Annotated in this window: 12 protein-coding genes; 6 read left to right on the top strand and 6 right to left on the bottom strand. The window is 71.9% G+C overall.

The genetic code is table 11. The annotated features are described in order from the left end of the window. Window positions 1–182 precede the first annotated feature (182 nt). The 6 genes from V6U86_RS04875 to V6U86_RS04850 form a co-directional block, all read right to left on the bottom strand. The gene (locus V6U86_RS04875) at window positions 183–1,565 is read right to left on the bottom strand and encodes a nitrate/nitrite transporter (protein WP_334498845.1); all 1,383 of its coding nucleotides are present in this window, start codon (window positions 1,563–1,565) and stop codon (window positions 183–185) included. Between the two features lie 164 nt (window positions 1,566–1,729). Further along, the gene (locus tag V6U86_RS04870) at window positions 1,730–2,023 is read right to left on the bottom strand and encodes a hypothetical protein (protein WP_130404652.1); all 294 of its coding nucleotides are present in this window, start codon (window positions 2,021–2,023) and stop codon (window positions 1,730–1,732) included. After that, window positions 2,013–2,270 carry a DUF6364 family protein gene (locus V6U86_RS04865; protein ID WP_091403518.1) on the bottom strand — a complete coding sequence of 86 codons (258 nt, stop codon included), beginning with the start codon at window positions 2,268–2,270 and terminating at the stop codon, window positions 2,013–2,015. The genes V6U86_RS04870 and V6U86_RS04865 overlap by 11 nt, the downstream gene beginning before the upstream one ends. Before the next feature lie 90 nt (window positions 2,271–2,360). Next, a complete protein-coding gene (locus V6U86_RS04860) occupies window positions 2,361–3,056 on the bottom strand; it encodes a class I SAM-dependent methyltransferase (protein ID WP_334498837.1) in 696 nt (231 codons plus the stop codon). 121 nt (window positions 3,057–3,177) lie between these two features. Continuing rightward, on the bottom strand, window positions 3,178–3,372 hold the full coding sequence (locus V6U86_RS04855) for a DUF397 domain-containing protein (protein ID WP_334498933.1): 195 nt from the start codon (window positions 3,370–3,372) through the stop codon (window positions 3,178–3,180). Continuing rightward, window positions 3,369–4,136, bottom strand: a complete 768-nt coding sequence (locus V6U86_RS04850) for a DUF5753 domain-containing protein (RefSeq protein ID WP_334498835.1) — start codon at window positions 4,134–4,136, stop codon at window positions 3,369–3,371. Before V6U86_RS04850 ends, V6U86_RS04855 begins: the two co-directional genes overlap by 4 nt. Before the next feature lie 370 nt (window positions 4,137–4,506). Here V6U86_RS04850 and V6U86_RS04845 point away from each other — a divergent pair, with 370 nt between their 5' ends. The 6 genes from V6U86_RS04845 to V6U86_RS04820 all read left to right on the top strand — a co-directional run bounded on the left by V6U86_RS04845 (window position 4,507) and on the right by V6U86_RS04820 (window position 12,825). Next, complete coding sequence (locus V6U86_RS04845; protein WP_334498931.1) at window positions 4,507–4,731, top strand: hypothetical protein; 225 nt, start codon at window positions 4,507–4,509, stop codon at window positions 4,729–4,731. Window positions 4,732–5,263: 532 nt separating this feature from the next. Then, on the top strand, window positions 5,264–7,423 hold the full coding sequence (locus tag V6U86_RS04840; protein WP_334498834.1) for a molybdopterin oxidoreductase family protein: 2,160 nt from the start codon (window positions 5,264–5,266) through the stop codon (window positions 7,421–7,423). Beyond that, window positions 7,420–8,859: an FAD-dependent oxidoreductase gene (locus V6U86_RS04835; protein WP_334498832.1), complete on the top strand. Its 1,440-nt coding sequence runs from the start codon at window positions 7,420–7,422 to the stop codon at window positions 8,857–8,859. Before V6U86_RS04840 ends, V6U86_RS04835 begins: the two co-directional genes overlap by 4 nt. Next, window positions 8,856–11,393 (top strand): nitrite reductase large subunit NirB, encoded by a 2,538-nt coding sequence (gene nirB, locus V6U86_RS04830; protein ID WP_334498830.1) that lies wholly within the window; start codon window positions 8,856–8,858, stop codon window positions 11,391–11,393. Before V6U86_RS04835 ends, nirB begins: the two co-directional genes overlap by 4 nt. Further along, window positions 11,390–11,737 (top strand): nitrite reductase small subunit NirD, encoded by a 348-nt coding sequence (gene nirD / locus V6U86_RS04825; protein ID WP_334498828.1) that lies wholly within the window; start codon window positions 11,390–11,392, stop codon window positions 11,735–11,737. The genes nirB and nirD overlap by 4 nt, the downstream gene beginning before the upstream one ends. Next, window positions 11,737–12,825: a uroporphyrinogen-III synthase gene (locus V6U86_RS04820; protein WP_334498826.1), complete on the top strand. Its 1,089-nt coding sequence runs from the start codon at window positions 11,737–11,739 to the stop codon at window positions 12,823–12,825. The genes nirD and V6U86_RS04820 overlap by 1 nt, the downstream gene beginning before the upstream one ends. The last annotated feature ends 44 nt before the right edge of the window (window positions 12,826–12,869 follow it).

Genomic DNA, 12,869 nt, shown 5'->3' with positions numbered 1-12,869 from the left:
GGGGTCGCGCGCCGAGGTGACCAGATCTTGCAGGCCGGACCAGCGCGCACGAACGACCAAGCGTACCTGATGGGGCACGCCTCTGGATGTCGTACAACAGCAGGCAACGATACCCGGCGCCCCGTCCGCAGGTCAAAACGGGGGTGCGGTCCTGCGCGGCGACGCGCCGAGGGTGTCTCAGCTCACACGTTGGCGAGACGACCGGCCCTCGGACGCCGGTAGACGACCCAGGTGACCGCGAAACACAACGCGTACCAGCCGATGAAGGCCAGGTAGGCGGCGTCGGCGTTGCCCGAGCTGAGGAACGACTGGCGGAACGCGATGTTGACCAGCACCCCGCCGAAGGCGCCGATCGCACCCGCGATGCCGATCAACGCACCGGTCATCCTTCGCGCCCACCGCGCGGCGGACTCCGGGTCACGCTGGCCGGTGGCCACCGCGTCCGCCGCCCGGGCCCGGAAGATCGCCGGGATCATCTTGTAGGTGGAGCCGTTGCCGATGCCGGAGAAGACGAAGAGGGCGAGGAACCCGGCCAGGTAGAGCCCGAACGAACGCTCCCGGGCGGCGTACAGCACGGTGCTCGCGCCGGCCGCCATCGCCACGAAGTTCCAGAAGGTCACCCGGGCACCGCCCAGCCGGTCGGCGAGGTGCCCGCCCAGCGGCCGGATCAGCGAGCCCACCAGCGGGCCCAGGAAGGTCAACCAGGCGGCGTCGACCGGGGTGGGGAATCGCTCGGCGAACTGGAGCTGGAGCACCTGACCGAAGGCGAAACCGAAGCCGATGAACGAACCGAAGGTGCCGATGTAGAGCAGCGACATGACCCAGGTGTGCGGGTCGCGGGCCGCCTCACGCAACGCGCCCGGCTCGTTGCGTGCGCCGGGCACGGTGTCCAACCAGCGGGCCGCCGCCAGCGCAGCCAGCACGATCAGCGGCAGGTAGACCGCCGGCACCAACCGGGGGTACGCGGCGCCCGCGGTGGCGAGGACCGCCAGGCCGACCAGTTGCACGGCGGGTACGCCCAGGTTGCCGCCGCCGGCGTTGAGCCCGAGCGCCCGCCCCTTGAGGTGCTGCGGGTAGAACAGGTTGATGTTCGCCATCGAGGAGGCGAAGTTGCCGCCGCCGACCCCGGTGAGGCAGGCGAGCACCATCAGGGTGGAGTAGGACACCCCCGGTTCCAGCAGCACCGTCATCGGCACTGCGGGCACCAGCAGCAGCAGTGCGCTGATGATCGTCCAGCGTCGTCCGCCGAAGCGGGCCACCGCCAGCGTGTACGGCAGCCGCAGCACCGCCCCCAGTGCGGCCGGCACGGCGGTGAGCAGGAACTTCCCGGCCGGGTCGATGCCGTATGCGGGGCCGAGGAAGAGCACGGTGACCGACCAGAGACTCCACACCGAGAAGCCGACGTGCTCCGCGAAGATCGAAACCCAGAGGTTGCGCCGGGCGATCGGTGCGCCGGTGGCCTGCCAGAAGTCCGGGTCCTCGGGGCGCCAGTCGGGCAGCGGTTGCCGGCGACCGGTGACGGCAGGCGGCTCGGCGGTGACTGCGGTGCTGGTGAGCGTGCTCACGGCGGCTCCTCCTCGTCGATGTGACGAAGAGGAACGCTAGGAACGCCTGGTTACCTGGCAGTGCCCGTCGCGGGTCAGGCCGGAAACGGCTATCGCACCACGGGCCGGTGGCGGTGGTGAGCACGCCACCTGGGCTGTTGGTTAGGGCAGAGCTGCGGCCGCGGTCAGAGCTGCTGGAGAATGCGCAGCGCGCGGCCGACCCGGAGCATGGTGTCGGTGTCGGCGACGTCCACGCACCCGGTGAACCACTTCTTCATGGGCGAGGAGATCCGGTCGGGCATCACCACGTACCGGCCCATCGACACGGCGAGCGGCGAGTCCCGCAGGAGCGACTCCTCGACCACCTCGGCCACGATCACGATGGGCACGTCGGTGGAGTTGTAGACGTCCGAGCTGATCACGAGGCCGAGGCGTTCCCGGGCGCCCTCGATGCGCCAGATCTCACCCCTACGCAGCACGCGGCCGTCCGCCGGAGAACAGGTCGTTGACCATGCCCACCTCGCGGGCGTCGGCGAGGGCGGCGGACTCCAGATCCAGGCTGGCGCGGCCCACGGCGGCGGCGTGCGCGGTGAAGACCTCGCGCAACGCCTTCTCCCGGGCGGCCTGGTCCATCCACGCGGAGAGCGACAGCCCTTCGCGCTTGGCGAACCGCCGCGCCTCCTCGATCGTCTCGTCCGTGAACGAGAGAGTCACCTTGGCAGTCATGCCGAGCAGATTACCCAGCGGTGTGACCAACAGTCATCCCCGCGCTCACCGGCTCGCCCTCGGGCGGCGAAAGGCACATTCCGCCGAGGCTCACCCGGCCCGACCGCCGAACACCGCGAAACGCCATTCCTTGAAGTAGCAGTCGACGTCGACCAGGCCCGCCTCGGCGAGCCACCGGCACTGGTCGGCCACAGTCGCCGGGCGGTCGTGGCGCATCCGCTCCAGGGAGCCCGCGATCTCGTCGGGGGACGCACCTAGCTCGGTGATCCGCTCCAGCCACACCTCGTCGTAGCGCCGGTCCAGTTCCGGGGTCGGGCCGGCGACCTGCTCGGCGTTGACGAACACCCCGCCCGGCGCCAGCGCGGCGGCGGCCCGCCGGTAGAGCGCGCGCTTGCCGTCGTCGTCCAGGTGATGGATCGCCAGGGCGCTGACCACCGCGTCGTACCGGCCCGGCGGCAGCTCGTCGGCCAGGTCGGCCCGGACCGTGCGGTGTGGCACGGACCGCGCGTCCAACTGGTCGGCGGCGCGGGCGAGCATCGCCGGCGCACCGTCCACCAGGGTCAGCCGGACTCCGGGCACCGCGGCGGACAGCAGCAACGAGAGCAGGCCGGTGCCCGCGCCCAGATCCAACACCTCCGGGGTACGCCCGGCAGCGAGCGCGGCCCGCAGCGGCGGCGCGGCCAACTGGACGGCGGTGCCGTAAAAGGCGTCGAAGCACGGGATCAACCGCCTGCGCGCCTCGTCGTACGTGCCGGCCAACGCGTCGAAGACGTCCGTCACGCTCATCGCGGTCTCCCATTCTTTGGGACAAGTTTCCCACATTATAAGCGCTGCGCGGCGTATGGCCCTACCCCCAGGCACACAAAAGGCCCCCGGCGCGAACCGGGGGCCTTTTGTGCTGCGCTGGTCAGCCGACGGGGCCGATCGCCTTCGCCAGATCGACGAAGCCGGCCCATGCCGCCGGCTCGAAGGTCAGTGTCCCGCCGTCGCGGTCTTTGGTGTCGCGGACGAGGACAACGCCGGGAAGGTTGTCAGCGACCTCGACGCAGTTACCGCCGTTGCTGCCGCTGCGGGTACTCTTGCGCCACTGCACGCCGGTCATGTCCATGCCGCTGCCGCTTTCCTGACGAGATCGAGAGACTGTGCCCTGGGTAGGGCTTCGCCAACTATGCGCGCCCACCTTCGTCCAAGGGTAGCAATTTCCGTCGTTTCGTCGATGATCTGAGCCCTCACCTGGCCGTCCACATGCGCAACCTGTGTGCCGTCGGGCATCTCGGCCATGGTGAACGGCCCACCAAGGCCGAGATACATCGGCGTGCCAGTCGGCACGACGTGCACCTGCACATGCGGCAACTCCGCACATGTCGCGATGTGTTCGCACTGCTCGCGCATCAGCTCGGCGCTGCGCCCGGCCCGTCGCCGTAGCACTGCCTCGTCGAGCACGGCGACGACCAGCGGCGGGCGAGAACGGTGCAGGATCGCGTGCCGCAACATCCGTGCGGACACCTGGTCGTCGATCTCTTCGGAGGTCAGCGATTCCATGGTGAGCGTCGCCCGCGCATACGCCTCGGTCTGAAGTAGGCCGGGCACCCATGCCAGTTCGAACCATCGCAGCGCGACCGCCTCGCGCTCAATGTCGATCCACGGCCGGAACCACGCTGGCTCCCGTCGGGTAAGGACGTCCGGCCAGAGGTCGGCGACCTCCCGGCCGAGCACCCTGGCGACCTCGGCACGGTGACGACTACGCGGAATGCGTCCTGGATTGGCCCATCGTGCGGCGGTCTTCGGATCCACCCCGACCTGACCAGCGAGGCTTTCGGCGGTTTCCCCCGCCTCGGCCATCGCAGCGATGAGTACCTGATTCATTCTCGGCCCCTCCACGACGTCCCGAACGTCCCAGAGGAATGCTGCTACGGAGTGTGTGCGTCCCGCAACCCTCAGAGAGGGTGCTCTGTAGACGGCGCGGCCGGTAGGGATCCGAGACCCGGCGGACGCGTTCGTACCGGGGCCGTCCTTGGCCTGCCACAGATCTTGGACAGTTTCCGTTACGTCAGAACGGAAACTGTCCAAGATCTCCACGGTAAGCACCACGGGGCGGCCCCTTCCCACAGTGAGACCGAGGGAGAGCACCGTGCCGGATGAGCCGCCCGATCGGAGACCCGAGCCGAAGCCCCAATCGCGGAAGCCGCACACGGGTGAGGTCCTGCACCTGACCCGCGCCGCGAGTGTGCAGTTCATGCGCCCGATCTTCGTCCGGGTGATTCGCGTTCTCGACTGGCCGACGTACGACGGGTGGCTGTGGATTGACGCTTACCAGCTGGCCGCGAACGGTGATGCGGTCGCGCGCCGGTCCCTGTTCGTGATGCCCGCAGGCCTGATCTGGCCGGACCCGCCCGCCCCGGCGGCCCGTCGCTCAACCACCCGCACGCCCGTCAACCGCGGTCCGGTGAGAGTCGGGTGACCCGCCACCCTCGTCCGCACCATCCGATGCGCCCGGCGTGGCTCTGCCGTAACTGCGCTGCTGCCTGGCCTTGTCCGCCGGCTCGGCTTGACCTCGCGACCGAGTTCTACGGCCATTCGATCGCCCTGGCGTTCTATCTGGCAGCGAACATGCAGGACGCGGTCGACGACCTGTACTCCCTGGGCGTTCGTCCGGACCCGCGGGCACTTCACGCCCGGTTCCTGGGCTGGCTGTCCCTGACCCGCCGACCACACCAACCCGACTTGCCCTGACCTCCGCCACGAGGTGAAGTGCGCTCACCACCTCACGGGGTCAAGTGCGCTGGCCGACCCCGCACGATGAGGTGCGCTGCCGCTTTGGAGCTGATGTCGCAAACGAATCGACCGCCGATGTCGTCAGCGATTCAGCTCCACAGGCTCCGACTCGGACCCTCCAACGCGCTCGCTGCCCCGGTGCGGTGTGAGCCCCACTTGACAGGACCGAAACAGAAGGGACCCGGACCGGAAACCGCCCGACGGCACGCTTTCCCGACATGACAGACGGTGCACGGTCGGCAACTCCACCGGGTCTGATGGCCCGGGAAGTGGCGACGCACTGCCCGTACTGCGCACTGCAGTGCGGGATGACGCTGCGCGAGGGCGACGCCGGGGTGACGGTCCATCCGCGCCAGTTCCCCACCAATCGGGGCGGGCTCTGCCAGAAGGGTTGGACCTCCGCCGAACTGCTCGACCACCCGGAGCGACTGACCACCCCGCTGGTGCGCGACCCGGCCACCGGCGCACTGCACCCGACGAGCTGGGACACCGCGCTCGACCGGGTGGTCGCAGGCATCCGCGCCGTCCAGGCCGACGCCGGCCGGGACGCGGTCGCCGTCTTCGGCGGTGGCGGCCTGACCAACGAGAAGGCGTACGCGTTGGGAAAGTTCGCCCGGATCGGGCTGCGCACCCGGCACATCGACTACAACGGACGATTCTGCATGTCCTCGGCGGCAGCTGCCGGGATGCGCGCCTTCGGCATCGACCGCGGGCTGCCGTTCCCGCTCTCCGACCTGGGCCGGGCCGACACGCTGCTGCTGGTCGGGGCGAACCCGGCGGAGACCATGCCGCCGCTGGTGCGTTGGCTCACCGAGCAACGCGGCAACGGCGGCCAACTGATCGTCATCGACCCCCGGGTCACCGCCACCGCCCGCCAGGCCGACCTGCACCTGCAACCACTGCCCGGCACCGACCTCGCGGTGGCCAACGCGCTGCTGCACATCGCGCTCACCGAGGGTTGGGTCGACCGGGCGTACGTGGCCGACCGCACCACCGGCTTCGACGCGGTCCGCCGCAGTGTCGCCGCCTGGTGGCCGGCCCGCGCGGAGCAGCTCTCCGGGGTGCCGGTGGCCGACCTGGAGGCGACCGCCCGCGCGCTGGGCACCGGCGGACGCGTGATCATCCTGACCGCGCGCGGCGCCGAGCAGCACGCCAAGGGGGTGGACACCGTCACCGCGTACGTCAATCTCGCCCTCGCCCTCGGTCTGCCCGGCCGCGACGGTTCGGGATACGGCTGCCTCACCGGCCAGGGCAACGGCCAGGGCGGCCGGGAGCACGGGCAGAAGGCCGACCAGCTCCCCGGCTACCGGCGGATCGACGACCCGGCGGCCCGGGAGCACGTGGCCGGGGTCTGGGGCGTGCCGGCCGACGAGCTGCCCGGCCCGGGAGTGCCCGCCTACCAACTGCTCGACTCCCTCGGCACCCCCGGTGGCCCGCGCGCGTTGCTGGTGTTCGGGTCGAACCCGGTGGTCTCGGCACCCCGGGCGGCCCGGGTCGAGGGCCGGCTGCGCGACCTCGACCTGCTGGTCGTCGCCGACCTCCTGCTCTCCGAGACGGCCGCGCTGGCGGACGTGGTGCTGCCCACCGCGCAGTGGGCCGAGGAAGACGGCACCATGACCAACCTGGAGGGTCGGGTGCTGCGCCGGCGAGCGCTCCGTCCGCCCCCGCCGGATGTCCGGACCGACCTGGCCATCATCGCCGACCTGGCGGCGCGGCTGGCGACCGCCGAGACGCCTGCCACCCAACCGGCCGCCGCGCGACCGGGAGCCGTCGCGGCGGCCCGGTTCCCGGCCGATCCGGCTGCCGTCTTCGCCGAGCTGCGCCGCGCCTCCGCCGGAGGGGCCGCCGACTACGCCGGCATCAGCTGGGACCGCATCGACACCGACGACGGGGTCTACTGGCCCTGCCCGACCGAGGACGGGCCGGACACGCCACGGCTGTTCGTCGACCGCTTCGCCACCCCGGACGGCCGGGCCCGCTTCCACGCCGTCGACCATCGGCCGGCCGCCGAGCAGGTCTGCGCCACGTACCCGCTGCACTTCACCACCGGCCGGGTGCTCGCGCAGTACCAGTCGGGCACCCAGACCCGACGGGTGGCCGCGCTACGGCGTGCCGCCCCGGAGGCGTTCGTCGAACTGCACCCCGACCTGGCCGCGCGGCTGGGCATCGACGACGGCGACCCGGTGCGGGTCACCTCACGCCGAGGTGAGTTCAGCGCTCCGGCCCGGCTCAGCGCCGGGATCCGACCCGACACCGTGTTCGCCCCGTTCCACTACGCGGGGGCGGGACGCGCCAACTCGGTGACCAACGACGCGGTTGACCCGATCTCCGGGATGCCCGAATTCAAGATCTGCGCCGTCCGGGTGGAGAAGGCATGACCGCCCGGGTGGTCATCGTCGGCAACGGCATGGCGGGCGCGCGTCTCGCCGGTGAGCTGCACGCCCGGGAGGGAGACCGGAAGGTCACCGTGCTCGGGGCCGAGCCGCACCGCGCGTACAACCGGATCCTGCTCTCCACCCTGCTGGCCGGCCGGATCGACGAGCCGGACGTGGAGCTGACCGAAGCCGCCGGTCACGGTGTCGACCTGCGCAGCGGCGTACCGGTGACCGCTATCGACCGGTCCGCTCGGGAGGTCCGCACCGACGACGGCGAACGAATCGGGTACGACCACCTGGTGCTGGCCACCGGCGCACGTGCCGTGGTTCCGCCGTTACCCGGCCTCGACCCGGCGAACCTGCCGGAGCGGGTGGTCCCGTTCCGGACCCTGGACGACTGTCGGCGGATCCTCGCCGCCGCCGACGGCGCCCGCAGCGCGCTGGTGCTCGGCGGCGGGTTGCTCGGTCTGGAGGCCGCCCGAGGGCTGGCCATCAGGGGTCTGGCCACCACCGTGGTGCACCCGAGAGAACACCTGATGGAACGCCAACTGGACCCGGCGGCCGGCGCGGTGCTCGCCGGCACGCTGGCCGGCTTCGGCGTCACCGTCCAACTGGGGGTGTCGGCGACCGGCGTGGCCGCGGACGCCAGCGGTGTCCGCCTCGACCTGGCCGACGGCCGATCGATCCGTGCCGACCTGCTGGTGCTCTCCTGCGGCGTACGACCGGACACCGCTCTCGCGCAGACCGCCGGCCTGACGGTGCGACGCGGCGTGGTGGTGGACGACCGGCTGCGCACCAGCGACAGGTCCATCTCGGCGATCGGCGACTGCGCCGAGCACGACGGCATGCTCACCGGGCTGGTCGCACCGGCCTGGGCCCAGGCCCAGGTGCTCGCGGACGTGCTCAGCGGGACGGACCCGCTAGCCCGGTACCGGCCCCGGCCGGTGGTGACCCGGCTGAAGGCCGCCGGGATCGACCTGGCCTCGATGGGTGACGCGGCCAGTGCCGGGCCGGGCGAGGAGCTGACCTTCGCCGATCCGACCCGGGGCACGTACGCCCGGTTGCGGATCCGGGACGAGCGGCTGATCGGCGCGATCCTGCTCGGCGACAACCCGGCGGTCGGCACGGTGATCCAACTCTTCGACCGTGGTCATCCGGTGCCGACCGACCGGCGGGCGCTGCTGCTGGGCCGGGCACTCGGCACGGTCGGCGCGACAGCGGCCGCCTCACCGGCGCTGATGCCGGACGCGGCCACGGTCTGCCAGTGCAACACGGTGAGCAAGGGCGCACTGGTCAGAAGCTGGCGCTCCGGCGCCCGGACCGTCGATGCGGTGGTGGCCGCGACCCGGGCCGGCACCGGATGCGGCGGATGCCGGGACGCGGTGAGCGGCATCGTCGACTGGCTGAGCCAGGCGGAATCGGTGGAGGTGACGCGATGAGCGGCGGCGATCTGATCGTCATCGGTAACGGCATGGTCGGGCAGCGTTTCGTGGACGCGCTGCGCGCCCGTGACCCGGAGGGCAGCTGGCGGGTGACCGTGCTGGCTGAGGAGACGCGCCCGGCGTACGACAGGGTGCGGCTCTCGGCGTACTTCGACGGGGTGAGCGAGAGCGAACTCAACCTGCACACACCGCACGACGGGGTGCGGCTGCGACTCGGCGAGCCGGCCACCGCCGTCGACCGGGACCGACAGGTGGTGACCACCGCCGTCGGCGAATACCGCTACGACGCGCTGGTGCTGGCCACCGGGTCGTACCCGTTCGTGCCGCCGGTGGCCGGCGCCGACCTGCAGGGGGTCTTCGTCTACCGGACCCTGGACGACCTGGCGGCGATCCGGGCGTACGCGCGGGGGCGGCGGGTCGGCGCGGTGATCGGGGGCGGGCTGCTCGGTCTGGAGGCCGCGAACGCCCTGCGGCTGCTCGGCCTGAGCACCGACGTGGTCGAGTTCGCGCCGCGGTTGATGCCGGTGCAGGTGGACCAGGCCGGCGGCGCGATGCTCCGCCGCTACGTCGACGATCTGGGCGTACGGACCCATCTCGGGGTGGCGACCACCGCGATCCGTCCCGGTGCGGACGGCGGCGTCGCGGCCCTGGAACTCTCCGACGGCAGCACCATCGACGCGGAACTGGTGGTGGTGGCCGCCGGCATCCGGCCCCGGGACCAGTTGGCCCGGGACGCCGGTCTGCCGCTGGGCCCGCGCGGCGGGGTGCTCGTCGACGCGACCTGCCGCACCGCCGACGAGCGGATCTGGGCGATCGGAGAGTGCGCGGCGGTCGACGGCACCTGCCACGGTCTGGTCGCGCCGGGGTACGCGACGGCCGAGGTGGTGGCCGACCGGCTGGTCGGCGGCGCGGCGACCTTCCCGGGCGCGGACACCGCCACGAAACTCAAGCTGCTCGGTGTCGACGTGGCCTCGTTCGGCGACGCGCACGGCGCGACCGAGGGCTGTCTGGACGTCACGTTCACCGACCCGGCCACCCGGGTCTACGCGAAACTGGTCCTCTCCGATGACGCGCGCACCCTGCTCGGCGGGGTGCTGGTGGGTGACGCCAGCGCGTACCCGACGCTGCGCGCCAGTGTGGGCGGCCCGCTGCCGGCCGCGCCGCTGGCGCTGCTCGCCCCCGACGGTGGCGGCGCGGACGCCGGGGCGCTGCCCGCCGCCGCGCAGGTCTGCTCGTGCAACGCGGTGACCCGGGGCGACGTGGACGCCGCCATCGCCGACGGCTGCGCGGACGTGCCGGCGTTGAAGGCGTGCACCCGGGCCGGCACCAGCTGCGGCTCCTGCGTGCCGATGCTGAAGCAACTCCTGGACGCGGCGGGGGTGGTGCAGTCCAGCGCGCTCTGCGAGCACTTCGACGTCAGCCGGCGGGAGCTGTTCGAGATCGTCCGCGTACGCGGCATCCGCACCTTCTCCCGGCTGGTCGCCGAGCACGGTCGGGGCCGTGGCTGCGACATCTGCAAGCCGGTGGTGGCGTCGATCCTCGCCTCCCTGGGCAGCGGGCACGTGCTCGACGGCGAGCAGGCGTCGTTGCAGGACACCAACGACCACTTCCTGGCCAACCTGCAACGCGACGGCAGCTACTCGGTGGTGCCCCGGATACCGGGCGGCGAGATCACCCCGAAGAAACTGATTGTGATCGGCGAGGTCGCCCGGGACTTCCAGCTCTACACGAAGATCACCGGTGGGCAGCGGATCGACCTGTTCGGGGCGCGGGTGGAGCAGCTGCCGCAGATCTGGCGGCGGCTGGTGGACGCCGGCTTCGAATCCGGTCACGCGTACGGCAAGGCGCTGCGCACGGTGAAGTCGTGCGTGGGCGAAACCTGGTGCCGGTACGGGGTGCAGGACTCGGTGGGGCTGGCCGTCGCGCTGGAGCTGCGTTATCGCGGGCTGCGCGCGCCGCACAAGCTCAAGTCGGCGGTCTCCGGTTGCGCCCGGGAGTGCGCGGAGGCGCGCAGCAAGGACTTCGGCATCATCGCCACCGAGACCGGCTGGAACCTCTACGTCGGCGGCAACGGTGGCTTCCGACCCCGGCACGCCGATCTGTTCGCCACTGATTTGTCAACAGAAACCCTGATTCGACTAATCGATAGATTTTTAATGTATTACATCCGCACCGCCGACCGGCTGCAACGCACCGCCGGCTGGATCGAGGCGATGGACGGCGGTCTCGACCACCTGCGCTCGGTGATCGTGGACGACTCACTCGGGCTCTGCGCCGACCTCGACGCGGCGATGGCCCGGCACGTGTCGTCGTACTCCGACGAGTGGCGTGACGTCCTGGACGACCCGGATCGGCTGCGCCGCTACACCTCCTTCGTCAACGCCCCCGACGTACCGGACCCGTCGATCACCTTCACCCGGGAACGCGGCCAGCCGGTGCCCGTACACGACCATCCCCCGACCGGATCCGAGCCGACCAACGGTCACCGTCGGCAACCGGTCACCCTCGGCCTACCGGAGGTACGGCGATGACCCAGACCCTCACGCTGACCTGGACCACCGTCTGTCTCCTCGACCGGTTGGAACCGGATCGGGGCGTCGCCGCCCTGGTCGACGGGGCACAGATCGCCCTCTTCCGGACCGCCGACGGGCTGTTCGCGATCGACAACCGCGATCCGGTCTCCGGGGCGTACGTGCTGTCCCGGGGCATCGTCGGCAGCCGCGGCGGAGTGCCGACGGTCGCCTCACCGCTGCACAAGCAGGTGTACGACCTGCGCAGCGGGCACTGCCTCGACCTGCCCGGGACGGCCGTGGCCCGACACGACGTGCGTTGCCGCAACGGGCTGGTCGAGGTGCGGCTGCGACAGGAGGGTTGATGCGGGAAGAACTGGCGGGCTTCACCATCGGGGTGACCGCCGACCGGCGGCGCGACGAGTTGGCCGCGCTGCTCGAACGCCGGGGCGCCCGGGTGGTGCTCGCCCCGGCGCTGCGGATCGTGCCGCTGTCCGACGACACCGAGCTGCGCGAGGCGACCCGTGCCTGCCTCGACCAGCCGCCGGACATCCTGATGGCCAACACCGGCATCGGTATGCGGGGCTGGTTGGAGGCGGCCGAGGGTTGGGGGCTGGCCGAGCCGCTGCGCTCCGTGCTGGCCAGCTCGTACGTGGTGGCGCGCGGCCCGAAGGCACGCGGCGCGATCCGGGCGGCCGGTCTGCACGACCAGTGGTCGCCCGCCTCGGAGAGCTGCGACGAGGTGGTCGAGCACCTGCGCCGGCGCGGCGTCGCCGGGCAGGTGATCGCCATGCAGCTGCACGGCGAGCGGCAACCCGAGTGCACGCTCGCGCTGGAGGCGGCGGGCGCCACGGTCATCGAGGTGCCGGTCTACCGCTGGGCACCGCCGACCGACCCGGCACCGCTGCACCGGTTGATCGACCTGATCGCCGGCCGGCTGGTGGACGCGGTGACGTTCACCTCCGCGCCGGCGGCCGAGGCGTTGCTGCGGGCTGCCGGGGACCGCACCGACGCCGTGCTGTCCGCGTTGCGCAGTGATGTGCTGGCCAGTTGCGTGGGGGCGGTGACCGCCGAGCCGCTGCTGCGGCTCGGGGTGCCGGTGAGCGCGCCGGGTCGGGCCCGGTTGGGCGCCCTGGTGCGGACCATCGTCGACGAGCTGCCCCGCCGGACCGTGACGTTCAAGGCCGGTGGGCATCTGCTCACGTTGCGCGGGCACGCCGCGGTGATCGACGGTGAGCTGCGGCCACTCGCGCCCGCGCCGATGGCGGTGTTGCGGGCGCTGGCCCAGTCACCGGGCCGGGTGCTGTCCCGCACGGCGCTGCTGCGGACCCTGCCCCGGGGCGCGGACGAACACGCCGTGGAGATGGCCGTCGCCCGCCTGCGGGCCGGCTTGCGCGCCCCCCGCGTGGTGCAGACCGTGGTGAAGCGCGGCTACCGGTTGCGGGTCGACTGAACGTGTCACGGCCGGCCGGCACGCGCCGGCCGTGACGCGATGGT

This window comes from Micromonospora sp. CPCC 205558 (genome assembly GCF_036902955.1).
Lineage (GTDB): Bacteria > Actinomycetota > Actinomycetes > Mycobacteriales > Micromonosporaceae > Micromonospora.
This window is presented reverse-complemented; position numbering and strand designations above follow the sequence as displayed.

Coding starts and splice junctions, on each gene's coding strand:
- V6U86_RS04850 (WP_334498835.1), bottom strand. CDS start 4,136: ATGAATCAGGTACTCATCGCTGCGATGGCCGAGGCGGGGGAAACCGCC.
- nirD (WP_334498828.1), top strand. CDS start 11,390: ATGACCCAGACCCTCACGCTGACCTGGACCACCGTCTGTCTCCTCGAC.
- V6U86_RS04845 (WP_334498931.1), top strand. CDS start 4,507: ATGCGCCCGATCTTCGTCCGGGTGATTCGCGTTCTCGACTGGCCGACG.
- V6U86_RS04835 (WP_334498832.1), top strand. CDS start 7,420: ATGACCGCCCGGGTGGTCATCGTCGGCAACGGCATGGCGGGCGCGCGT.
- V6U86_RS04855 (WP_334498933.1), bottom strand. CDS start 3,372: ATGACCGGCGTGCAGTGGCGCAAGAGTACCCGCAGCGGCAGCAACGGC.
- V6U86_RS04840 (WP_334498834.1), top strand. CDS start 5,264: ATGACAGACGGTGCACGGTCGGCAACTCCACCGGGTCTGATGGCCCGG.
- nirB (WP_334498830.1), top strand. CDS start 8,856: ATGAGCGGCGGCGATCTGATCGTCATCGGTAACGGCATGGTCGGGCAG.
- V6U86_RS04820 (WP_334498826.1), top strand. CDS start 11,737: ATGCGGGAAGAACTGGCGGGCTTCACCATCGGGGTGACCGCCGACCGG.
- V6U86_RS04860 (WP_334498837.1), bottom strand. CDS start 3,056: ATGAGCGTGACGGACGTCTTCGACGCGTTGGCCGGCACGTACGACGAG.
- V6U86_RS04865 (WP_091403518.1), bottom strand. CDS start 2,270: ATGACTGCCAAGGTGACTCTCTCGTTCACGGACGAGACGATCGAGGAG.